Below are 21,937 nucleotides of genomic sequence, written 5' to 3' on the forward strand. Positions count from 1 at the left end.
TTATATCAATAATAAAAGTTTTAATGTTGCTCTGGGCGTTTAAATACCAGCTCGTTCCCTTTGGATAACGACTCATCGAATGCGTAGCCATCCAGATTAAACTCCACCAGATGGTCAGCTTGGGTTAGCTGATTTTGAATAATAAACCGGCTCATCAGCCCACGGGCTTTTTTCGCATAAAAGCTGATGATTTTATATTTACCGTTTTTCTCATCAAGGAATACGGGTTTGATAATTTTACCGGCTAATTTTTTCGTATTAACGGATTTGAAGTATTCATCGGAAGCCAGATTAACCAATATATTATCGCCTTGCTGCTCTAGGGCTTCATTGATCTTTTCAGTGATCAGATCTCCCCAGAAAGAATAGAGATCTTTACCGCGTTTATTTTCCAGTTTGATCCCCATTTCCAACCGGTAAGGTTGCATCAGATCCAAAGGACGAAGCACACCGTAAAGACCAGACAGGATCCGCAGATGAGCCTGAGCAAAATCAAACTCCCTATCGGAAAAAATCTCAGCCTGCATACCGGTATAAACATCACCTTTAAATGCCAGAATAGCCTGACGTGCATTTTCTGGTGTGAAATCAGCATGCCATTCGCCAAAACGGGCGGCATTCAGACCGGCGAGTTTATCGCTGATACCCATCAGGCTGGCAATTTGAGCAGGCGTCAGTTCTCGACAAATACTGATTAACTGCTTTGACTGGTCGAGTAATTCTGGCTGGCTGTATTTTTCCGTGGCAAGCAGGCTTTCATAATCAAGGGTTTTGGCAGGTGAAATAGTAATAAGCATAACGTCATCCCGGTTGTTCAGATTGAGTTACTTTAACAAAAACTCAGGTGAAAAGAACAATAACAACGATAGCGAAAACTGCCTGGCAGTGTTCTGCGGAGTTCTCCCCCTAAATTTTCCTTGAGAGTGAAGCGAACTTTAAGAAACCCCCACCAGAGTCACTGGTGACTTAGCGGTGGGAGCAAGTCACAATCAGTTGAGTTGTAAAATGATTAAAGTAACGGTCGTGACGACAGATACAGGATCGAAAACGGTTGCGAGTAAGTGACTGTGAATGATCGTTTTTACCGCCTTGCAGCAAGGTCTTAGCGTGTTATTATCAATGGATGGCTCAGTAACAATGCCTCAATTTCACGCATAACGATGAGATATGACAAAATGACCGATAAATTAACCTCCCTGCGTAAACTGACAACAGTAGTAGCAGATACCGGGGATATTGCGGCGATGAAACTTTATCAGCCACAAGATGCTACAACTAACCCATCTCTGATCCTTAACGCTGCACAGATCCCTGAATACCGCAAACTCATTGATGAAGCCATTGCGTGGGCGCGTGAACAAAGTGATTCCCGTGAGCAGCAGATTGTGGATGCCAGCGATAAACTGGCTGTGAATATTGGTCTGGAAATTCTGCAACTGATCCCTGGCCGTATCTCTACAGAAGTGGATGCTCGTCTGTCTTATGACACCGAAAGCAGTGTCGCTAAAGCTAAACGCCTGATTAAGCTGTATAACGAGGCGGGTATCAGCAATGATCGTATTCTGATCAAACTTGCTTCAACCTGGCAGGGTATCCGTGCAGCTGAACAGTTAGAAAAAGAAGGTATTAACTGTAACTTGACTCTGCTGTTCTCTTTCGCTCAGGCTCGAGCTTGCGCAGAAGCGGGTGTTTATCTGATTTCGCCATTCGTTGGCCGTATCCTCGACTGGTATAAAGCGAACAGCGATCAGAAAGAGTACGCTCCGCACGAAGATCCGGGCGTAGTTTCTGTGACGGAAATCTATCAATATTATAAAGAACATGGCTATGACACTGTTGTAATGGGTGCAAGTTTCCGTAATTCCGGTGAGATCCTGGAATTAGCGGGTTGTGACCGTTTAACTATTGCACCAGCGCTGCTGAAAGAGCTGTCTGAAACTCAGGGTGAGGTTGAATGCAAGCTGGGTTATAGCGGTGAAATTAAAGCGCGCCCGGCGCCACTGAATGAAGCTCAGTTCTATTGGGGACATCATCAGGATGCAATGGCTACAGAAAAACTGGCGGATGGTATCCGTAAATTTGCTGTAGATCAGGGCAAACTTGAGAAGATGATCGCTGATCTGCTGTAATTACAGGTTATAAACTATTCTTTTTGTTTTAAAGGCGGCATAATTAGCCGCCTTTTTGCTGTTAGTTAATTATGTATTATTGAGGTTTGTATGAATGAATTGCGCATTGGCCTGGTATCCGTCTCTGATCGTGCATCAAGCGGTGTTTATCAGGACAAAGGGATTCCGGCACTGGAAAAGTGGTTAAAAAGTGCTATTACAACACCTTTCAGTATAGAAACTCGTCTAATCCCTGATGAGCAGATTATCATTGAACAAACCCTGTGCGAGCTGGTAGATGAAATCGGCTGTCATCTGGTTTTGACTACCGGTGGAACCGGCCCCGCACGCCGTGATGTGACTCCTGATGCAACATTGGCTGTTGCAGATCGTGAAATGCCAGGCTATGGCGAACAGATGCGTCAGATCAGCCTGAAATTTGTTCCAACAGCAATCCTATCCCGCCAGGTTGGCGTTATCCGCAAACAGGCTCTTATTTTGAACTTACCAGGGCAACCAAAAGCAATAGCAGAAACGCTGGAAGGTTTGAAAGACGAAAATGGCAATGTTCTGGTATCCGGCATTTTTGCCAGTGTGCCATATTGTATCCAATTACTAGATGGCCCATATGTCGAAACCGATGATAAAGTAGTTGCTGCTTTTAGGCCGAAAAGTGCTCGTCGCTGAACAATGAACTAACTGTGGAAGGAATCAAAAAAATCGAGCTTTTATCTGACACTTATCGAAAGGCAACTTCAACATTATAAGTCTATAATTCATTTAACATGTTGATTAGTTGTTTGGAATAAATTCCGAGGTGAAAAAATGAAACGGTCAAAAAAAGCAAAGATAATTGGTTTTATTTTTGGTTTTGCATTGGTTATGAGTGCAATGTTTCCAATGATAACACTAGCAACGGAAACAAAGACGACGGTAGCCCAGTTAATTAATCAGCGTCTTTCTTACATGAAAGATGTGGCAGGATATAAGGCTGAAAACCATTTACCTGTTGAGGTTATGGCTCAGGAAGATAAGGTGCTTGCCAAATCAATAAGTGAAGCCGAGTCTTTTGGATTAAGCGGAGAGTCAGTCAGGCCATTTATTATAATCCAGATGGACGCCGCGAAGGCGATTCAATATCGTTATCGGGCCGATTGGTTGTCAATTCCTGAAAATGGCTGGCAGCCAAAACCGTTAGATGATGTTCGTATTAAAATTAGCGGGTTAAGTACTGAAATTCTCCAACAGATTGCTATTCTGCTAAAAGACGGAGAAAAGATAGATGCTTCTGACAAGGAAATGTTTATGGCAAATATTCAGCAACATAACTTAAAGGATTCGGATAAACAGCAAATTTTTGCTGCGCTTGAAAAAGTGAAATTGAAATAATAGTTGCACCTTACTCTTTAGTAAAAATCGGACTGAGTTCCCTTCAAGTGATCTACTATTTCGAAATCTTATTTATAACAATAAGTTAATAATTCTCATATAGTTAATATCTATTAGCTAATCGTTTATTTTTTCTATGGATCTTATTACGGATATATTGAATAGTTCTTTGACTCTGTTAATAAATTTCCTGACTTAATTGCAATTAAAGATGGCGAACGAAGATTGACTTACAGATAACTTGATGCATTTGTTTTTGAATTGTGGGTAGCGTTATCGTATGGTGCTTCAATGTGCATCATTGATTTTGAAACACTTTTTCATAAAAACCGGTTTTATGAAACGGTAATTGAAAATAAAATCGCAATAGCGTTTATTACTACTTCTTTGATTAATAATAGGATTTTAGATAACTTTATTGGTCTTACATCATTTCGGCGGCTTTATTCAAGTGATATGCCATTAGTGCTATTTAACAGCTTCAAGGTGTACTGGATGATATGATATCGGTTAATTTCTATCATAGAAAACATATCGCTTAAGGCATAGTTACCACTGAATTCAGAGTGAGAAGTGTACTAACTATATAAATCTAAGAACAAAGCAGCTTGAGCAGTAACGCTATAGTGCGGTTTAAAGCCGATTGAAAGCAACGACAGGCTGCCTGAATAGAGAGAATCATTTGTCATGGCAACATTAAAAATATTGACTATTCCAGATGAACGACTGAGGCAAAAGTGTGTTGAAGTTGCAAATATTGAAGAGATCCAAGGTCTTATCGATGACATGCTTGATACCATGTACAACACGGATAATGGAATCGGTTTGGCCGCACCGCAAGTTGGACGAAAAGAAGCGGTGGTGATCATTGACATTTCAGCGAATCGAGATCAGCCCTTGATTCTGGTCAACCCAAAGATCGTTGAGAAAGAACGCAGTGTCATAGGGCAAGAAGGATGTTTGTCTGTCCCAGGATATTACGCTGATGTGGAAAGATTTGAAAAAGTAAAAGTTGAAGCATTAAACCGGCATGGTGAGGCAATCACGGTGGAAAGTGAAGATTTCCTGGCTATTGTGATGCAACATGAAATTGATCATCTCCATGGCAAGATTTTTATTGATTACTTATCACCATTGAAAAGGCAAATGGCGTTGAAAAAAATTAAAAAATATCACAATAACAGAGCATCTTAACCAAATTTAAATCCAAAATAGTCAAGGGGCAGAACTGAAACGTCGATGTCATGTGGATGACGTTCCGGCAGTTGTGGTAAAGCCCCTTGAATGGTTAGCTTATTTCAAACACAACCCCGTAGATTAGGTACTACAGCCGTAGAAACAAAAAAATATATACGCTTACCACCGTCCTGTATTCTTACTGTACAACGATACCTAATAACGCCATCGGCGCGAGGACGTTTCACTATGTTATAATAGGCCGTTCTTCATCTCTCATGCGTCAGTACACCATTGTATAAGTGTACTGGATAGTGCACCGGTAAATCGAAAATAACCTAAAATGTCTTAAAATGCACGAAAATAAAGAAACTGAAAAATACATAGAAAACATAGGAATACAAGAATCTCCGCATAGATTATGGCAAGGCCGCTTCTCCGTTGCCCCAATGCTCGATTGGACAGATCGTCATTGCCGTTATTTTCATCGTCTATTAACTAAGCAAACGCTGTTGTATACAGAAATGGTGACAACCGGGGCAATTATTCATGGTAAAGGCGATTATCTGGCATACAACAAAGAAGAAAGCCCAATAGCATTACAACTGGGTGGAAGTGATCCACAAGCGTTAGCGCATTGTGCCCAAATCGCTCAGGAACGTGGCTATGATGAAATTAACCTGAATGTAGGTTGCCCTTCGGACCGGGTGCAAAATGGTCGTTTTGGCGCTTGTCTGATGGGAGATGCCGAACTGGTAGCAGATTGTGTTAAAGCAATGCAGGATGTGGTCAGTGTGCCGATCACGGTTAAAACCCGTATTGGTATTGATGAACAGGATAGTTACGAATTCCTGTGCGATTTTATTGATACGGTTGTGCAACACAGTGGCTGCAATATATTTACCATTCATGCACGCAAAGCCTGGCTTTCTGGTTTAAGCCCAAAAGAAAACCGTGAGATTCCACCATTGGATTACCCGCGGGTTTATCAACTGAAAAAAGATTTTCCTCAACTAACAATTGCTATCAATGGTGGTATTAAATCGCTGGAAGAAGCAAAACAGCATCTGCAACATGTGGATGGTGTTATGGTCGGGCGTGAAGCGTACCAGAATCCGTCTATTCTGGCACATGTTGATCATGAATTATTTGATTCTTCGATTCCGGTGGTCAATTCAATTGAAGCCATCAGAGCGCTCTATCCTTATATAGAGCAAGAGCTTTCAAAAGGAACATATCTGGGTCATATCACCCGCCATATTTTAGGCATTTTTCAGGGGATTCCGGGCGCGCGTCAGTGGCGTCGTCATCTGAGTGAAAATGCTCATAAACTGGGGGCAGATATTTCCGTTGTGGAACAGGCGTTAGCAATGGTAACTGAGCGGATGTAATATCCGCTCGTTTTACCGTTAAGGGATCAGTAAACTTGATCCTTGAGTAGCTCGACTTTCCAACGTTTGGTGCGCTCTTATCACTTCACTTAGTGGGAATTTCTGGGTTTCTGGGACATCTACATTAATTTTGCCGCTGGTAATCAGAGCGAATAGCTCTTTGCTGGCCTCATCTAACTCTTCGCGGGTCGAAATATAGCCGGCGATAGAAGGGCGGGTAACAAACAGTGAGCCTTTCTGATTTAAAATCCCCAAATCGACACCCGTAACTGGCCCAGATGCATTACCAAAACTAACCATCAAACCGTGGCGTTTCAGGCAATCCAGTGAGTTTAGCCAGGTGGATTTACCTACGGAGTCATAAACTACACCCACTTTTTCACCGTTGGTTATTTCATAAACTCGCTCAACAATATTTTCACGGTTATAGTTAATAACTTGCCATGCACCAGCATCTTTAGCGCGTTGAACTTTCTCATCGGAGCCAACAGTTCCGATAAGTTTTGCACCCAAGGCTTTTGCCCATTGGCAAGCAATCAGTCCAACGCCACCAGCGGCGGCATGAAACAAAAAGGGTTCGTCTGGTTGAATCTTGTAGGTACGGCGCAGAAGATAGTAAACCGTTAACCCTTTCAAAAAAGAAGCGGCTGCTTGCTCGAAGGAGATGGCATCCGGCAGAACAGCGACTTTACTTTCCGGGACATTATGCACTTCACTGTAAGCGCCCAAAGTTGATTGCGCATAGACCACACGGTCACCCACTTTTATGGAGGTTACGGCAGAACCCACTTTGCTAACTACGCCTGCGGCCTCCGTACCCAGGCCGCTTGGCAGGTACGCCGGTGGATATAGCCCGCTACGGATATAAGTATCAATATAATTGATTCCAATAGCTCTGTTTTCTATTTGTACTTCATCTTTAGCAAGTGCTGCGGGTGTGAATTCACAATATTTCAGGACTTCAGGGCCGCCAGTTGCGGAAAATTCGATATGCTTTGCCATGACTCAACCTCGTAAATGTAGGGAGAATGTTTTCACGTAGTAGTTGAACTGATTGTAAACGGGCTTTAATGTGTCAGGAATAATTACAAACTATATGTAATTACTCAAGGCACTTCATAGCGTATACTCATGCGTCGTTACAGGTTTATCAGTAGATTATTGCGGGATTCATGGCGGGAAAAAAATCAACTCACAACAAAATGGCTGAACCAAAAGATCGCCAAATGGAAGGGCTGAAGCTTCCGCCACACTCTTTGGAAGCGGAGCAATCCGTGTTAGGTGGTTTAATGCTGGATAACGAGCGTTGGGATAATGTTTCCGAACGAGTCACCAGCAATGATTTTTTCAGCCGCCCACACCGACGTATTTTTTCTGAAATGCAGCGGTTGCTGGAGATGGGCAACCCCATCGACCTGATTACGTTATCTGAATCTCTTGAGCAGAGTGGAGATCTGAGCAATGTAGGCGGCTTTGCTTATCTGGCCGAATTATCCAAAAATACGCCAAGTGCGGCTAACATTAATGCTTATGCGGATATTGTCCGCGAACGTGCTGTTGTCCGCGATATGATCGCCGTAGCAAATGAAATTGCAGATGCGGGTTACGATCCTCAGGGAAGGAGCAGTGAAGAGTTATTGGATCTTGCTGAATCGCGGGTATTCCAGATCGCAGAAAACCGTGCCAGTAAAGATGAAGGGCCGAAAGGAATAGAACGGATCCTTGAGGAAACCGTCGAGCGTATTGAGCAACTCTATCAGCGTCCTCATGATGGCGTAACCGGTGTTTCTACCGGTTACCAGGATCTGGATAAGAAAACCGCAGGGTTACAAAAATCAGATCTGATCATCGTAGCCGCTCGTCCTTCTATGGGTAAAACCACTTTCGCCATGAACCTGTGTGAAAACGCCGCCATGATGCAGGACAAACCTGTTCTGATCTTCAGTCTTGAGATGCCTGGCAACCAGATCATGATGCGTATGTTGGCATCCCTTTCACGGGTGGATCAAACCCGTATCCGTACAGGTCAACTTGATGATGAGGATTGGGCGCGGATCTCCAGTACGATGGGGATATTGCTGGAAAAACGCAATATGTATATTGATGACTCTTCCGGCCTGACACCAACCGAAGTGCGTTCCCGTGCCCGGCGTGTTTTCCGGGAAAATGGCGGGTTGAGCCTCATTATGATCGACTACCTGCAATTAATGCGGGTTCCGTCTTTATCTGATAACCGTACTTTGGAAATTGCAGAAATTTCCCGTTCACTCAAAGCGTTGGCTAAAGAACTTCAGGTACCGGTAGTTGCACTTTCTCAGCTCAACCGTAGCCTTGAACAACGGGCAGATAAACGCCCGGTTAACTCTGATTTACGTGAATCCGGCTCTATTGAGCAGGATGCCGACCTGATTATGTTTATCTATCGTGACGAAGTTTACCATGAGAGCAGCGACATGAAAGGTGTGGCTGAAATCATTCTTGGTAAGCAGCGTAACGGTCCAATCGGTACAATTCGCCTGACATTTAATGGTCAGTGGTCGCGGTTTGATAACTATGCCGGACCGAGTTATGACGACGAATAAGTATTAACCACCAGAGAATTAATCAATAAAGGAATAAAATGAAAGCGGCAACCGCAGTTATTGACCGCCGCGCTCTGCGACATAACCTGCAACGGGTAAGGGCTCTCGCCCCTGAAAGCAATCTTATTGCAGTTGTGAAAGCAAACGCTTATGGCCACGGTTTACTGGAAACAGCACATACGCTGGAAGACGCCGATTGTTTCGGTGTAGCGCGAATTGGTGAAGCATTGACGTTACGCCATGGTGGTATCGTCAAACCGATTCTGTTATTAGAAGGATTCTTTGATGCGGCTGACCTGCCTGTACTGGTAGCCAACCATATTGAGACGGTGGTGCACAGCGTTGAGCAATTGGAAGCACTTGAGCAGGCTGAATTATCTCATCCGATAAAAGTGTGGATGAAACTGGATAGCGGAATGCACCGTCTCGGTGTTCGGCCAGAAGATGCGGAAACTTTCTATGAACGGTTAAGTCGTTGCCAAAATGTGCGGCAGCCCGTCAATATTGTCAGCCATTTCAGCAGGGCTGATGAACCCACCGTAGACACAACCCGCCAGCAGATAGCTTGTTTTCAAGCTTTCTGTGCTAACAAACCGGGAGAAAAGTCTATTGATGCGTCGGGGGGGATCCTGTTGTGGCCGGAAGCCCATCAGAACTGGGTGCGCCCTGGGATTATGATGTATGGAGTATCGCCATTGCCAGATAAAACGGCGGCGGATTTTAACCTGATCCCAGCGATGACATTAAAATCGAGTTTGATTGCGGTTCGTAAACACAAAGCCAGTGAGTCAGTCGGTTATGGTGGAACTTGGGTCAGTGAGCGGGATACCTGGCTTGGTGTTGTGGCTATTGGTTATGGCGATGGCTATCCGCGCAGTGCTCCCTCAGGAACGCCAATACTTGTTAATGGGCGTGAAGTGCCGATTGTTGGCCGTGTTTCAATGGATATGATATCTATTGATTTGGGGCCGGATGCTACAGATAAAGTCGGTGATGAAGTGGTTCTCTGGGGGGATGTACTGCCAGTGGAACGGGTTGCTGAATGCACGGGTATCATTACTTACGAGCTAATGACTAAACTCACTTCCCGAGTTGCAATGGAATATCTGGACGAATGATGCTATAGGCTATATTGTTTGTTGAATAACTGATTGACAAGGAGTATAGCCTGATGTTCCAGAATGTTGATGCTTATGCCGGTGATCCTATTCTTTCGCTGGCTGAAGAATTTAAAAAAGATCCTCGTGCGGAAAAAATTAATCTGAGCATTGGGCTGTATTACGATGAGCAAGGTGTAACTCCGCAATTGCAGGCTGTGGCTACCGCCGAAGAGCAACTTCGTGCGATGTCACAAACTGCCTCTCTTTATCTGCCAATGGAAGGGCTGCAATCATATCGTCTTGCTGTTCAGGAACTGCTATTTGGTAAAGATCACCCCATGTTGCAACAACAGCGGGTGGCAACAATTCAAGCGTTAGGTGGTTCTGGCGGTCTGAAAGTTGGTGCTGATTTTCTGCATCGGTATTTTCCTGATTCAGAAGTGTGGTGCAGTGATCCAACCTGGGAAAACCACGCGGCTATTTTTACTGGCGCAGGTGTGAAGGTGAACTATTACCCTTATTTTGATGAACAGACCAAAGGGGTAAAATTCAGTGAAATGCTGGAAACATTCAAAAAATTGCCGGCAAAAAGCATAGTTTTGATGAATCCTTGTTGCCATAACCCAACGGGATCGGATCTGACAGATGATCAATGGGATCAGGTTGTTCAGATTGTTGAAGAAAGGGAACTTTTGCCATTTCTTGATATTGCGTATCAGGGGCTTGCAGATGGCATGGAAGCAGATGCTTATGCCATTCGCGCTATGGCGACAGCCGGTTTGCCTTTCCTGGTAAGCAACTCCTTCTCCAAGATATTTTCTATGTATGGTGAACGCGTTGGTGGCTTGTCTGTTGTTTGTGATGATGCCCAGATCAAAGATCGGGTGTTTGGACAGTTGAAGGCTGGTGTACGCCGTATTTATTCCAGTCCACCGAATTTTGGTGCACAAGTTGTGGCTAAGGTACTGACTGATCCGGCTTTAAAGGCACAGTGGTTGGGAGAAGTTGAACATATGCGCATGCGTATTCTGGAAATGCGCACGGTGCTGGTGGATGTCCTGAAAACCGCATTGCCAGAGAAAAATTTTGATCACTTGCTGAAACAGCGTGGCATGTTCAGTTATACCGGTTTTAGTCAGCAGCAAGTGGATCGCCTGCGCAAAGAGTTTGCTGTTTACTTGGTCGGTAATGGCCGTGTCTGTATGGCTGGGGTTAATTACCACAACGTTGAACGTATTGCTGAAACATTTGCGACGGTAAATAAGTAATAAATTTTAATATAAATGATCTGTTATTGATGATAATGATTGGCAGGTTCGTAAAATAGCAGTACATCCCTCTTTAGAAGCGCACTATGTATGGTGCGCTTTTTCTTTTCTTTGAATTCACTTAATTTATTGATTTTTAATGTTTTTATTGTAGTATTTTTTTGACCTGCAATTATTAGTCAAACTAGTAACGAGGTTCACTAATCTTAAATGGTGTTTATTATTATATAAATAATAATAATCATTATTACTTGAGATAAATCTGTTTTTGTTCTAATTTACTGTATTTACATACAGTAATTATGTGTGCTTTTTATTTGATGAAAGAGGAGAATGAGGGAGATAGAAAGAGCCATGACCGTGATATGCAGACAATAGAGAGCGTAGGCAGTAAAGGAGGAGATGGAGAGGCTCTAGCCAAGTTTCGGTGACGACAGTATTGAGTACGGCGGAAGCTAAAAAATAGGCGGCAGAGGCGAAGCAGCAACAAGAAAAGTGGGAGAAAGCACATCCTGTTGAAGCAGCGGAGCGGCGGCTTTATGAAGCAGAACAAGTATTCAAACCGCTTGATAAAATTTATCAGGAAAAGCTAAAGATAAAACTCCACGACAAGGTGGTGGAGGTTTAAGAAAACGATGGGCTGATAAAAAAGGCCGTAAAACTTATGAATGAGATTATCAAGAAGGGGAATTGGAAGTTTAGCCAAGTATGACTATCAGGTATCTTTTGACTACCGAGATAAATGGTAATGAGGCCGTAATTTAGTTATTCACTTAAACCTCGCTGCGGCGAGGTTTAAGGTTATTCTATCGTGATGTTTAAATGGCAATAAGCTCCAGATGCTTGCCTAAGGCATTTAACGCATTCTCTATAGTGTCAATTTTAGTACTATGACTTAATGACACTATACGTTGGATTTCTTGCGGTCGGGTGCCTAGTAACCGTGCAAGCTCCGCATTGCTTGTTCTTGTTTGAAGCATCGTATTCAACAGCAAAACTTTAGCCGCTATACTAGCCGGTACTTCGACAAAAGCTTCTCCTTCAAGCGACGGTGCTGGTATTTTGCGCCGGTCTTCAAAGTAGAAATCAAATGCAGTAACCAGAGCATCCCGCGCCATAGCTAACGCTTCTTCTCTAGTATCTCCACCTGTTAAGGCTTCAGGGATATCTGGGAACATCACAGCCCAACCTGTTTCGTCATGTTCGAATTTTACTGGGTATCGCATATTTTTACTCAGTGAAGTTATGCGAGTAACCAGCCCCTTAGGGCCGGTTTGTTATTTGATGCCTAGCTGTTTTAATATTGCTTTCCTTAGTGGTTCTGGAATTTCTTTGCTAGGGTGCCTTGGCATCGTGGTTTGCTTACCATTCAAGAAAACTTTCAGATGATTAGTCCCATCTTTAAATTCTGCTCCTTGAGCTTTAAGCCACCGGCGAAACTCGCTTTGCTTCACTGCCTCCTCCGTTTGTTTAACTTGAAAACAAATATAAACATTTTTGGTTATAGACGCAAGGGTTTTATAAACATTTTTGTTTATAGGTATAATAGAGTTATAAGTATTTTTATTTTTTCTTTAATAGGATGAAGTTTAACGTGGGAATTGTTCTAGTCGCAGAGTGTATAGCTTGTTCGCGGACAATTCCGGCTATGGAATATGTTTTTTAATGTGAAACAAATCAAATTTTCATGAAACGTGTTTCAAATGGTAAAAAATGATCCTGACTATTTTAAGGTATACCCAAACATTTGTTAGGTTTAGATAAGATTTTGCTTATTACTTTGTTTTATTAAATCTATTTCCAGAGTGAGAGGCTGATTTATTATCAATGTACTGGGATAAATTTTTTTCAGCGGGGTTTAACTTGATGGCGATCACATAAAACAGGGTTAAAACTCGGCAATCCATTCTTACGATCGTTCTCCCAACTTCATCATAAAACTAAAAAATCCCTCTTTACTGTTTTACATTTCGCACATAAAACAAACGTATGTTTAAAAACAAACAAGTGCCCAAAAATGACGAACCGGGAAAAAAAAATATTGCACCTTCTGAGACGAGATCCATTGATCCCTCAGCAAGCGATTGCCGATATTTTAGGTATAAGTCGCTCTGGTGTCGCTGGTCATATTATGAATTTAATGAATAAGGGATATATAAAGGGGAAAGGTTATATTTTATCTGATCATAATTATGTGGTAACTATTGGCTCTATTAATATGGACGTTTGTGGTTATGCATCTGCTAAATTAATTTATGAAGATTCTAACCCAGGAAAAGTGAAATGCACACCTGGTGGTGTAGGCAGAAACATTGCCCAAAATATCGCGCTATTGAGTAAAGAATGTCATCTTATTTCTGTTGTTGGTGATGATTTCTATGGCAGTACTTTATTAGATCAGGCCAAACGCGCGGGTGTTAACGTCGATCACTGTTATAAGCTTTATGGTGAGAATACCTCGACGTATATCTCTTTATTAGATGATGATGGTGAGATGTTGGTTGCCATCAACGATATGCATATTCTGGAAAAACTGACTCCATCGTTGTTGGTAAGCCATTCTGATCTTATTCAACACGCCGGAGTACTGGTAGTTGACTGCAATTTATCCGAAGAAGCATTGACCTGGTTGTTCACTAACGCCGGAACAGTACCCGTGTTTGTAGATACCGTATCTGCATTTAAAGCGCCTAAAATTAAAAACTGGCTTTCCCATATTCACACCTTAAAACCTAACTGCCTGGAGGCGGAAACATTGAGTGGTATGAAAATCACCCAACCTACTGATGTTCCCGATGTGGCACGGTGGTTTCACAATCAAGGTGTGCAACGTTTAGTGCTTAGTATGGGCGTAGAAGGTGTTTACTTTAGTGAAAGTGATGGGATGGCAGGTTGGTCACATCCTATCCGTGTCAAGGTTGTTAATGTAACAGGCGCTGGCGATGCGATGATGGCCGGGCTGGTGAACTGTTGGCTGGAAGATATGACGCTGGCAGAGAGTGTTCGTTTTGCTCAAGGGTGTTCTGCCCTTACATTATCTTGTGAATTTACCAATAATCCAAACCTGTCAAATGGCAGTGTCCAAAAACTATTGGAATTACAATCATGAAAAATCACGCTATTGGAAATGAATATCTGGATGTTTTCCCGGAAGTTGCAGAAGCTTTAGCAGATAGCCAACCCGTCGTAGCGCTGGAATCTACGATTATTGCTCAAGGGATGCCTTATCCGAAAAATGTAGAAATTGCGCTACAAGTTGAGCAGAAAATCAGGGAAAATGGCGCTATTCCTGCAACGATAGCCGTTATCAATGGGCGCATGAAAGCCGGTTTGTCCCATGAAGAAATAGAACTTTTGGGCAGTGAAGGCTACAAGGTTACTAAAGTCAGTCGTCGTGATTTACCATTTGTGGTAGCTGCCGGAAAAAACGGTGCGACCACCGTTGCCTCTACCATGATTATTGCAGAAATGGTGGGGATTAAAATTTTCGCTACCGGTGGCATTGGTGGTGTGCATCGTGGAGCAGAACATACTTTTGACATTTCAGCCGACTTGCAGGAGTTGGCAAAAACCAGTGTTGCGGTAGTCTGTGCGGGTGCTAAATCCATTCTGGACCTTGGTCTGACAACAGAATACCTTGAAACTCACGGTGTACCATTAATTGGCTATCAGACCCACTCTTTACCGGCATTTTTCTGCCGTACCAGTCCATTTTCTGTCAATATTCGCCTGGATTCTCCAGAACAGATAGCCCAGGCAATGGAGATAAAATGGGATACCGGATTACAGGGGGGATTAGTAATTGCCAACCCGATCCCTGAGCAGTATGCCATGCCGGAAGCGGAGATCAATGCCGCTATTGAACAGGCGGTACGCGAATCCATTGAGCAGGGAGTGAGTGGAAAGGAATGTACGCCGTTTTTATTGGCTCGAGTGGTTGAGTTGACCGGAGGCGATAGTCTGTCTGCCAATATTCAGTTGATACTTAATAACGCTGAACTGGCGGCGAAAATTGCTTGTTGTTATTGGGAAAACCGTAGGTGAAGTGAGTTTGGAAAAGTTACTGGCAGAAAACAATGGGGCTCAACTGAGCCCCTATTTGTGAATTAGGCTTTTTTCTTCAATATCGGTTTCAGGAAACGCGCAGTATGTGATTTCTCACATTCGGATACCTCTTCTGGCGTACCAGAAATCAGAATTTCACCGCCACCGCTTCCTCCTTCAGGACCAAGATCCACGATCCAGTCAGCGGTTTTAATCACATCAAGATTATGCTCAATAACCACAATGGTATTTCCTTGATCGCGTAACTGATGCAAAACCGCCAATAATTGCTGAATATCAGCAAAATGCAGACCGGTTGTTGGTTCATCAAGAATATATAACGTCTGTCCAGTTCCACGTTTAGATAGCTCACGCGCCAGTTTTACCCGTTGTGCTTCACCACCTGACAACGTCGTTGCTGATTGCCCCAGACGGATATAAGAAAGACCGACATCTATCAGTGTTTGCAATTTACGGGCCAGAGCAGGAACTGCATCAAAGAATTCACGGGCTTCTTCGATCGTCATATTCAGGACTTCATTGATATTTTTGCCTTTATATTTTACTTCCAGTGTTTCGCGGTTATAACGCTTACCTTTACACTGATCGCAAGGGACATAAATATCAGGCAGAAAGTGCATTTCTACCTTAATAACGCCATCACCCTGACAAGCTTCACAACGTCCACCTTTAACGTTAAAGCTGAATCGTCCGGGTGTATAACCACGGGCGCGGGATTCAGGTACGCCTGCAAACAACTCACGGACTGGCGTGAATACACCGGTGTAAGTTGCGGGGTTAGAGCGGGGAGTTCGGCCAATCGGACTCTGGTCAATATCAATGACTTTATCGCAATGCTCCAGTCCTTGAATATCAATATAAGGCGCAGGATTGATATTGGTCGCGCCATTCAATTGGCGTTGTGCAATGGGGAACAGGGTATCATTTATTAGCGTCGATTTACCGGAGCCGGAGACCCCGGTAATACAAGTAAATAATCCGACCGGTAGGCTGAACGTCACATTTTTCAGGTTATTACCTTTCGCGCCAATCAGCTTCAGTATTTTTTTCGGATCAGCCGGAATACGCTGCTCTGGGATTGCAATTTGCCGTTCACCACTCAGGAATTTACCTGTCAGTGAATCTTTGCTAATCATGATATCTTTAACTGTACCTTCCGCGACGATTTCGCCACCATGCACACCAGCACCGGGGCCGATATCAATAATATGGTCGGCAGCGCGGATTGCATCCTCATCATGCTCAACCACAATCACAGTATTCCCCAGCTTTCGCAAGTGGATCAACGTTTCCAGCAGACGTTCATTATCCCGCTGATGTAACCCAATAGACGGTTCATCAAGTACATACATTACTCCCACCAAACCTGCACCAATCTGGCTGGCAAGACGGATACGCTGAGCTTCGCCACCGGACAGGGTTTCGGCAGAACGGGAGAGCGTTAAATAATTCAGGCCAACATTAACCAAAAATTTCAAGCGGTCACGGATCTCTTTCAATACTTTTTCGGCAATTTGTGCGCGCTGTCCACTGAGCTTGATATTTTGGAAGAAATCCATTGCATGGCCGATACTGAAATCCGAGATTTCCGGTAAAGTTGTATTCTCAATAAATACATAACGGGCTTCTTTGCGTAAACGGGTTCCGTGACAGGAAATACATGAGCGGTTGCTGATATATTTCGCCAGTTCCTCACGAACGGCAGCAGATTCTGTCTCTTTATAGCGGCGTTCCATATTATGCAGTACCCCCTCAAACGGGTGGTTGCGCACCGTGGTATCGCCACGGTCATTGGTGTATTTAAATTCAATGGATTGTTTACCGGAACCGTATAGCACCACTTTCTGAATACTGGCACTCAGGGAATTGAAAGGTGCTTCAATATCAAATTTATAATGGTTTGCCAATGAACACAGCATCTGGAAATAGTAGAAATTACGGCGATCCCAGCCCCGAATTGCCCCCCCAGCCAGAGAGATATCACTATTCTGGATGACTCTGTCAGGATCAAAAAATTGCTGAATGCCTAAACCATCACAAGTTGGGCAGGCACCAGCTGGGTTGTTAAAAGAGAACAGGCGAGGTTCCAGCTCACTCATGCTATAGCCACATGCAGGACATGCAAAGTTAGCGGAGAAAATCAGTTCTTCAGCTTTATTGTCATCCAGATCGGCGACAATGGCTGTGCCACCTGAAAGCTCCAGCGCTGTTTCAAAAGATTCAGCCAGACGTTGGGCCAGATCGGTGCGAACTTTAAAGCGATCAATGACCACCTCAATGGTATGTTTCTTCTGTAATTCCAGTTTGGGGGGATCGGACAGATCACAGACTTCACCATCAATGCGTGCGCGGATATACCCTTGAGCTGCCAGATTATCCAGTAGCTTAGTGTGTTCCCCTTTGCGCTCTTTGACAATTGGTGCCAACAACATCAGGCGATTCCCTTCCGGCAGTGCCAGAACATTATCTACCATCTGGCTGACAGTCTGTGCTGCGAGCGGAACATCGTGATCAGGACAACGTGGTTCACCTACACGGGCAAACAGCAAACGCAGATAATCATGAATTTCAGTAATTGTTCCCACGGTTGAACGTGGGTTATGGGAAGTGGATTTTTGTTCAATGGAAATAGCCGGAGATAGCCCTTCGATATGATCAACATCTGGTTTCTCCATCAGTGACAGAAACTGGCGCGCATAAGCTGAAAGCGATTCAACATAGCGACGCTGCCCTTCTGCATACAGAGTATCGAATGCTAGAGAAGACTTACCTGAGCCGGACAAACCCGTGATAACTATCAGCTTGTCTCGGGGAATTATCAGATTGATATTTTTGAGATTATGGGTGCGTGCGCCCCGAACTTCGATGTTATCCATGAACCATTTCCCAGATTATTCGTACGTGCATAACTAATAATAAGTGCGTTATTATTACACAGAGTTGACTGATTAGATATACAGTATTTAAGTGAAATAATGTAATAAGTACAGTATAAAGTACGGTAAGCTTCGCAAAGTCCGTTCTAATGTGGCTGCGTTTCATTTTTAGCGTCGCATGTTAAACTGCATTGCTTATAATTGTAGAAATTCATTTCATCTTCATCAGGAGTATTCCCAATGGCCAGCAGAGGCGTAAACAAAGTTATTTTAATCGGCAACCTGGGGCAGGACCCAGAAGTCCGCTATATGCCAAACGGTGGCGCAGTTACCAACATTACTCTGGCGACTTCTGAAAGCTGGCGCGATAAACAAACCGGTGAGATGAAAGAGAAGACAGAATGGCACCGGGTTGTTTTATTCGGCAAACTGGCGGAAGTCGCGGGTGAATACCTGCGTAAAGGTTCACAGGTTTATATTGAAGGCGCTCTGCAAACCCGTAAATGGCAGGATCAGAACGGCCAGGATCGTTACACCACTGAAGTGGTAGTAAACATGGGTGGTACCATGCAAATGCTGGGTGGGCGTGCGAGCGGCTTCCAGGATAACCAATCGCAAGGGGGTAGCTGGGGACAACCACAGCAGCCACAATCACAACCACAACAATCTCAGCAGTTCAGCGGCGGCGGTGCGCCTTCTCGTCCGGCTCAGTCCGTTGCTCCACAAGGCAATGAGCCACCGATGGATTTTGATGATGACATTCCGTTTTAAATGCAAAGTTTTTCTTTTTAAAACAATCACTTATCATGTTGCTTTGTGATAACCATAGGCTGTTGAAGTACCTATTGCAAGCCTGACTTATCCTTATCCAGTAATGGATTTAAACCTTGAAAGAGGAAGGGAGTGTAGCATGTCAGGAAAAGGCTGGTTGCGGGGAAATAACCTACTTTGCGCCAGCCATTGCAAGCCCCATATGATTAAGCCTAATTGGTTGAATCTGTAGTAGACCACTATAACCCGTGTATTGAGGCTGGCCTCTTCTCTCAGCGCATACACACATAGTAAGCCCGTTCCTACCTGTCATCTAAGCTGTGGCGAACCAGCAATAAATCCAATTCATCAATGGATAGCTGGTTGGTTTCTGCCAGTAATCTGGCAAGAGAAGGGTGAATGGTACACGAATGGATTACTTAACCATGTGACCGGGACCTCTATCGGCTCAGGCACTGAGTCGAAAATGCTTTTTCCATCTTAAACACTGGCGTGGTATAGCGACCCGTTATGCCAAAAATAGTGCCTCATTTCTTGCTGCCGTTCAGATCCGCTGTCTCGCTCTTTGGTTAAGCATTTTATGACGATATTATCTAAGTTTGCACTTATTATGTGAACCCACCATATATTTTTCATTAAAAATGCATAATTGGAATGTAAATTAAAACCATATATTGGGTAATTGATTTAATAAATAAAAATAGAACTGTTTATTTTTTGGCGTTCTATAATTTTATTGAGTCTCGATAACATATTTTTTTATCATGAATAATGACTAGAAAAATAATGAATATTTTTGACTCTTAATTAAATAGATTAAAATTTTCATACAATGCATATATAACTTCATAAAAACATTTAAGGAGCTAATAATGGCTAGCGTAATTTTATATGGTGATAAAATTTATATCAAAAATAACTATAATAATGGAAATGGTGGCTATTTGGATACTAATGGTTATGCAAATGTGCCAGGAGCAAAATATAACGTACTCACGGCTACTTCGCCGGCACGTGGTCCGGGTACAGGTACATGGCAAGTCTTATCTGCGAGCGGAAAGAACATAGGAACAGAGGTTTATAGTGGTGATGCTGTGTTTCTCATGAATCTTTACCTGAATAATGGGGGATATCTTGGCACTAATGGTCATGCACCGTCGCCTGAACTCTATAATGTTTACACAGCAGATAAAGTAGCACGTCCAGTCGATACACTGACTTGGTATGTTTTTTCAGATACAACAAGCGGGTATGACGGTAAAATTCGTGAAGGCGATGTAATCCGTTTTCTTAATGGTTATAATAACGTACATGGGGGATTCCTCGATACTTGTTTTACTGCCAATGCTCCTGGTTCATTATATAAGGTATATACCTCACTTCTTTCTAACCGGGGTAATGGAACAGGTACTTGGAATTTATCAAAAGCATGATTTTAATCGGTTAATGCTCTATTAACCAAATATTTTATATATAAGAATCCGGAAATGTTATTATTTTCGGATTCTTGACATAATTTCTCTGTAATACTGTTTCCAGCTTTGCTAAATCATTTCTTTATTATTCTGTTATATTAGCGATAATATTTTCAGGAATATTATAAATTAAGTTGAATTTATTGACCTGAAAAGACAGGGCACAACAAAACCAATGCCCTGTGAAAGTGATGATTATCAGGAAAAAGAGTTAACGAATTCCACCATATTCTTTACTGATCTCTTTTGCTGCACGGATAACCAAAGCGCCAAGTTCAGTGACGCGATCATCGGTGATCCGAGATACAGGGCCGGAAATAGAAATAGCAGCGAAAGCTTCGTGATGCTCATCATAAATACAAGCGGCAATACAGCGCAAACCCAAAGCATGTTCTTCATCATCGAATGAATACCCTTGTTTGCGTGCTTGTTCCAGATTTTCTTTTAAACCTGAAGGGGTTGTCTTGGTATGTTGCGTGTAAGCATGAAGCCCCTTTTTATGCAGTAACTGAACCAGTTGGTTATCTGATAGTGTTGAAAGGAATGCTTTTCCTGCCCCGGAAGCATGCATAGGCAATTTGCCGCCAATAGGTGCGGACATTCTCATCAGGGCATTACACTGCACCTGATCGACAATAACCGCTTCATATTCACTGTGATCAAGAATAGCCAGATTGACGGTTTCACCGGAATCTTCCATCAGGCGGCGAAGGATAGGGTGAATAAGTGCCAATAGATTGCGACTCTGTAAGAAACTGCTGCCGACAATAAACGTGTGTGAACCGATAACCCACAACCCTAAATCGCCAACCTGACGAACAAAACCGTGCTGTTGCAAGGTGGTCAAAAGGCGGTGAGTGGTGGAGTTGGGTAATCCGGCTTGTTGTGCTAAATCAGTCAGCGCGATACCGCCGGGTGACTCGGAAATAGATTCCAAAAGATTAAGCCCACGACTTAATGACTGTACCTGCCCGTTAGCAGCAGCATTATTCGTCGTAATCTTAGTTCGTTTTATTTTTTTACTGGTAACGGCAGTGCTCATTGAAATGCCCTCTGAATCATAAGATGGAATTCATTTTCATTTCCAATTATGAACGATAAACCTGAAAAACACTCATCCGATGTGTGGAGAATGTTATCTGTCACTCCTTACGTACTATGTATAGATCTGATTTCTGTGCGCTGCCTGTGTTCACTATTTATTTACAATAACGGCCTGCAACAATAACGCCGAATAAGGTAGTTTTTAATCCCGTAAAATTGATGGTTGTAATTAAAACCAGTCAAAAAAATAAAACATCAGAATGACTGATTAATTTGATGAATTAAATAGTAGATAAATAATAATTTATGATCTTTAATAATTTCATTGTGTAAGTGTTATTAAGAGATAATGTAAGCAATTAATAGTTTGTTTTGGTGAAAATATTAAATTGATTTGGTAAAAATAATATGATGAAATAATTTACGAATATATTATTTAATTTTTACATGAATAAAGCTAATTTGCTTTTATGTATTTACGAAATTAAAGTCATCTATCTCAATTATTAATCGATTATTTTTATATATAACCATATTACTCTGTGGGCGTTGTTTTATGTATTTAATATATTCAGGATTGATATTATTACTGTTTGGTAATTAATTTTGTTAATATATTTATGATATAATTCACTCTTGTAATTAAATCGTGTATGAAGTGTAAAATAATTCTTCCAGCAAATAATTTGGAA

18 protein-coding genes and 2 pseudogenes are annotated in these 21,937 nt (G+C 42.7%); 14 read left to right on the forward strand and 6 right to left on the reverse strand.

Annotated elements, in window-relative coordinates; genetic code table 11:
* Window positions 1–20: 20 nt before the first annotated feature.
* Window positions 21–797 (reverse strand): peroxide stress protein YaaA, encoded by a 777-nt coding sequence (gene yaaA, locus LGZ99_RS09275; protein WP_036838965.1) that lies wholly within the window; start codon window positions 795–797, stop codon window positions 21–23.
* A 378-nt stretch (window positions 798–1,175) separates the two neighbouring features.
* Here yaaA and tal point away from each other — a divergent pair, with 378 nt between their 5' ends.
* The 5 genes from tal to dusA all read left to right on the forward strand — a co-directional run bounded on the left by tal (window position 1,176) and on the right by dusA (window position 6,064).
* Entirely contained in the window at window positions 1,176–2,129 is a 954-nt protein-coding gene (tal, locus tag LGZ99_RS09280) for a transaldolase (protein WP_021324866.1), read from the forward strand.
* 90 nt (window positions 2,130–2,219) lie between these two features.
* Window positions 2,220–2,795 carry a molybdopterin adenylyltransferase gene (gene mog, locus LGZ99_RS09285; protein WP_023044505.1) on the forward strand — a complete coding sequence of 192 codons (576 nt, stop codon included), beginning with the start codon at window positions 2,220–2,222 and terminating at the stop codon, window positions 2,793–2,795.
* A 138-nt stretch (window positions 2,796–2,933) separates the two neighbouring features.
* The gene (locus LGZ99_RS09290; protein WP_021324864.1) at window positions 2,934–3,497 is read left to right on the forward strand and encodes a chorismate mutase; all 564 of its coding nucleotides are present in this window, start codon (window positions 2,934–2,936) and stop codon (window positions 3,495–3,497) included.
* 687 nt (window positions 3,498–4,184) lie between these two features.
* Entirely contained in the window at window positions 4,185–4,691 is a 507-nt protein-coding gene (def, locus tag LGZ99_RS09295) for a peptide deformylase (protein WP_023044504.1), read from the forward strand.
* Between the two features lie 335 nt (window positions 4,692–5,026).
* Complete coding sequence (gene dusA / locus LGZ99_RS09300; protein WP_036838962.1) at window positions 5,027–6,064, forward strand: tRNA dihydrouridine(20/20a) synthase DusA; 1,038 nt, start codon at window positions 5,027–5,029, stop codon at window positions 6,062–6,064.
* A gap of 18 nt (window positions 6,065–6,082) precedes the next feature.
* On the opposite strand, the gene LGZ99_RS09305 is transcribed toward dusA, so the two are convergent.
* Window positions 6,083–7,066 (reverse strand): quinone oxidoreductase, encoded by a 984-nt coding sequence (locus tag LGZ99_RS09305; RefSeq protein WP_036838959.1) that lies wholly within the window; start codon window positions 7,064–7,066, stop codon window positions 6,083–6,085.
* A gap of 170 nt (window positions 7,067–7,236) precedes the next feature.
* Between LGZ99_RS09305 and dnaB the strand changes: the two genes are divergently transcribed.
* The 4 genes and pseudogenes from dnaB to LGZ99_RS09325 form a co-directional block, all read left to right on the forward strand.
* Window positions 7,237–8,646 (forward strand): replicative DNA helicase, encoded by a 1,410-nt coding sequence (gene dnaB, locus LGZ99_RS09310; RefSeq protein ID WP_262979055.1) that lies wholly within the window; start codon window positions 7,237–7,239, stop codon window positions 8,644–8,646.
* Window positions 8,647–8,684: 38 nt separating this feature from the next.
* A complete protein-coding gene (gene alr / locus LGZ99_RS09315; RefSeq protein WP_036838953.1) occupies window positions 8,685–9,764 on the forward strand; it encodes an alanine racemase in 1,080 nt (359 codons plus the stop codon).
* Window positions 9,765–9,817: 53 nt separating this feature from the next.
* Window positions 9,818–11,014, forward strand: a complete 1,197-nt coding sequence (locus LGZ99_RS09320; protein ID WP_262979056.1) for an amino acid aminotransferase — start codon at window positions 9,818–9,820, stop codon at window positions 11,012–11,014.
* Window positions 11,015–11,611: 597 nt separating this feature from the next.
* Window positions 11,612–11,686 (forward strand): annotated as a pseudogene (locus LGZ99_RS09325) (colicin E3/pyocin S6 family cytotoxin); the annotation flags it as partial.
* Window positions 11,687–11,832: 146 nt separating this feature from the next.
* Here the strand turns inward: LGZ99_RS09325 and LGZ99_RS09330 are convergent.
* Together LGZ99_RS09330 and LGZ99_RS09335 are read right to left on the reverse strand one after the other, a co-directional pair.
* Window positions 11,833–12,240, reverse strand: coding sequence for a type II toxin-antitoxin system HicB family antitoxin (locus tag LGZ99_RS09330; protein WP_262979057.1), 408 nt, complete (start codon window positions 12,238–12,240; stop codon window positions 11,833–11,835).
* A gap of 51 nt (window positions 12,241–12,291) precedes the next feature.
* On the reverse strand, window positions 12,292–12,468 hold the full coding sequence (locus LGZ99_RS09335) for a type II toxin-antitoxin system HicA family toxin (protein ID WP_023044500.1): 177 nt from the start codon (window positions 12,466–12,468) through the stop codon (window positions 12,292–12,294).
* 563 nt (window positions 12,469–13,031) lie between these two features.
* Here LGZ99_RS09335 and LGZ99_RS09340 point away from each other — a divergent pair.
* Together LGZ99_RS09340 and LGZ99_RS09345 are read left to right on the forward strand one after the other, a co-directional pair.
* Window positions 13,032–14,123 carry a PfkB family carbohydrate kinase gene (locus LGZ99_RS09340; protein WP_262979058.1) on the forward strand — a complete coding sequence of 364 codons (1,092 nt, stop codon included), beginning with the start codon at window positions 13,032–13,034 and terminating at the stop codon, window positions 14,121–14,123.
* On the forward strand, window positions 14,120–15,058 hold the full coding sequence (locus tag LGZ99_RS09345; RefSeq protein WP_262979059.1) for a pseudouridine-5'-phosphate glycosidase: 939 nt from the start codon (window positions 14,120–14,122) through the stop codon (window positions 15,056–15,058). The genes LGZ99_RS09340 and LGZ99_RS09345 overlap by 4 nt, the downstream gene beginning before the upstream one ends.
* A gap of 62 nt (window positions 15,059–15,120) precedes the next feature.
* Here the strand turns inward: LGZ99_RS09345 and uvrA are convergent, their stop codons facing one another.
* Window positions 15,121–17,955, reverse strand: coding sequence for an excinuclease ABC subunit UvrA (gene uvrA / locus LGZ99_RS09350; RefSeq protein WP_262979060.1), 2,835 nt, complete (start codon window positions 17,953–17,955; stop codon window positions 15,121–15,123).
* A gap of 240 nt (window positions 17,956–18,195) precedes the next feature.
* Here uvrA and LGZ99_RS09355 point away from each other — a divergent pair, with 240 nt between their 5' ends.
* The 3 genes and pseudogenes from LGZ99_RS09355 (at window position 18,196) to LGZ99_RS09365 (ending at window position 20,159) form a co-directional block, all read left to right on the forward strand.
* Window positions 18,196–18,726, forward strand: a complete 531-nt coding sequence (locus LGZ99_RS09355; RefSeq protein ID WP_021324851.1) for a single-stranded DNA-binding protein — start codon at window positions 18,196–18,198, stop codon at window positions 18,724–18,726.
* A gap of 429 nt (window positions 18,727–19,155) precedes the next feature.
* Window positions 19,156–19,310: pseudogene (locus LGZ99_RS09360) on the forward strand (IS5/IS1182 family transposase); the annotation flags it as partial.
* 288 nt (window positions 19,311–19,598) lie between these two features.
* Window positions 19,599–20,159, forward strand: a complete 561-nt coding sequence (locus LGZ99_RS09365) for a hypothetical protein (protein WP_021324850.1) — start codon at window positions 19,599–19,601, stop codon at window positions 20,157–20,159.
* Between the two features lie 253 nt (window positions 20,160–20,412).
* On the opposite strand, the gene iclR is transcribed toward LGZ99_RS09365, so the two are convergent.
* Window positions 20,413–21,243, reverse strand: a complete 831-nt coding sequence (iclR, locus tag LGZ99_RS09370; protein WP_021324849.1) for a glyoxylate bypass operon transcriptional repressor IclR — start codon at window positions 21,241–21,243, stop codon at window positions 20,413–20,415.
* Window positions 21,244–21,937 lie beyond the last annotated feature (694 nt).

It is taken from the genome of Photorhabdus temperata, assembly GCF_025384845.1.
Classification (GTDB): Bacteria; Pseudomonadota; Gammaproteobacteria; order Enterobacterales; family Enterobacteriaceae; genus Photorhabdus; species Photorhabdus temperata.

What these genes read in the sequence shown, in the direction of transcription:
- yaaA (WP_036838965.1), bottom strand. Translation starts at nt 797, where the DNA reads ATGCTTATTACTATTTCACCTGCCAAAACCCTTGATTATGAAAGCCTG.
- tal (WP_021324866.1), top strand. Translation starts at nt 1,176, where the DNA reads ATGACCGATAAATTAACCTCCCTGCGTAAACTGACAACAGTAGTAGCA.
- mog (WP_023044505.1), top strand. Translation starts at nt 2,220, where the DNA reads ATGAATGAATTGCGCATTGGCCTGGTATCCGTCTCTGATCGTGCATCA.
- LGZ99_RS09290 (WP_021324864.1), top strand. Translation starts at nt 2,934, where the DNA reads ATGAAACGGTCAAAAAAAGCAAAGATAATTGGTTTTATTTTTGGTTTT.
- def (WP_023044504.1), top strand. Translation starts at nt 4,185, where the DNA reads ATGGCAACATTAAAAATATTGACTATTCCAGATGAACGACTGAGGCAA.
- dusA (WP_036838962.1), top strand. Translation starts at nt 5,027, where the DNA reads ATGCACGAAAATAAAGAAACTGAAAAATACATAGAAAACATAGGAATA.
- LGZ99_RS09305 (WP_036838959.1), bottom strand. Translation starts at nt 7,066, where the DNA reads ATGGCAAAGCATATCGAATTTTCCGCAACTGGCGGCCCTGAAGTCCTG.
- dnaB (WP_262979055.1), top strand. Translation starts at nt 7,237, where the DNA reads ATGGCGGGAAAAAAATCAACTCACAACAAAATGGCTGAACCAAAAGAT.
- alr (WP_036838953.1), top strand. Translation starts at nt 8,685, where the DNA reads ATGAAAGCGGCAACCGCAGTTATTGACCGCCGCGCTCTGCGACATAAC.
- LGZ99_RS09320 (WP_262979056.1), top strand. Translation starts at nt 9,818, where the DNA reads ATGTTCCAGAATGTTGATGCTTATGCCGGTGATCCTATTCTTTCGCTG.
- LGZ99_RS09330 (WP_262979057.1), bottom strand. Translation starts at nt 12,240, where the DNA reads ATGCGATACCCAGTAAAATTCGAACATGACGAAACAGGTTGGGCTGTG.
- LGZ99_RS09340 (WP_262979058.1), top strand. Translation starts at nt 13,032, where the DNA reads ATGACGAACCGGGAAAAAAAAATATTGCACCTTCTGAGACGAGATCCA.
- LGZ99_RS09345 (WP_262979059.1), top strand. Translation starts at nt 14,120, where the DNA reads ATGAAAAATCACGCTATTGGAAATGAATATCTGGATGTTTTCCCGGAA.
- uvrA (WP_262979060.1), bottom strand. Translation starts at nt 17,955, where the DNA reads ATGGATAACATCGAAGTTCGGGGCGCACGCACCCATAATCTCAAAAAT.
- LGZ99_RS09355 (WP_021324851.1), top strand. Translation starts at nt 18,196, where the DNA reads ATGGCCAGCAGAGGCGTAAACAAAGTTATTTTAATCGGCAACCTGGGG.
- LGZ99_RS09365 (WP_021324850.1), top strand. Translation starts at nt 19,599, where the DNA reads ATGGCTAGCGTAATTTTATATGGTGATAAAATTTATATCAAAAATAAC.
- iclR (WP_021324849.1), bottom strand. Translation starts at nt 21,243, where the DNA reads ATGAGCACTGCCGTTACCAGTAAAAAAATAAAACGAACTAAGATTACG.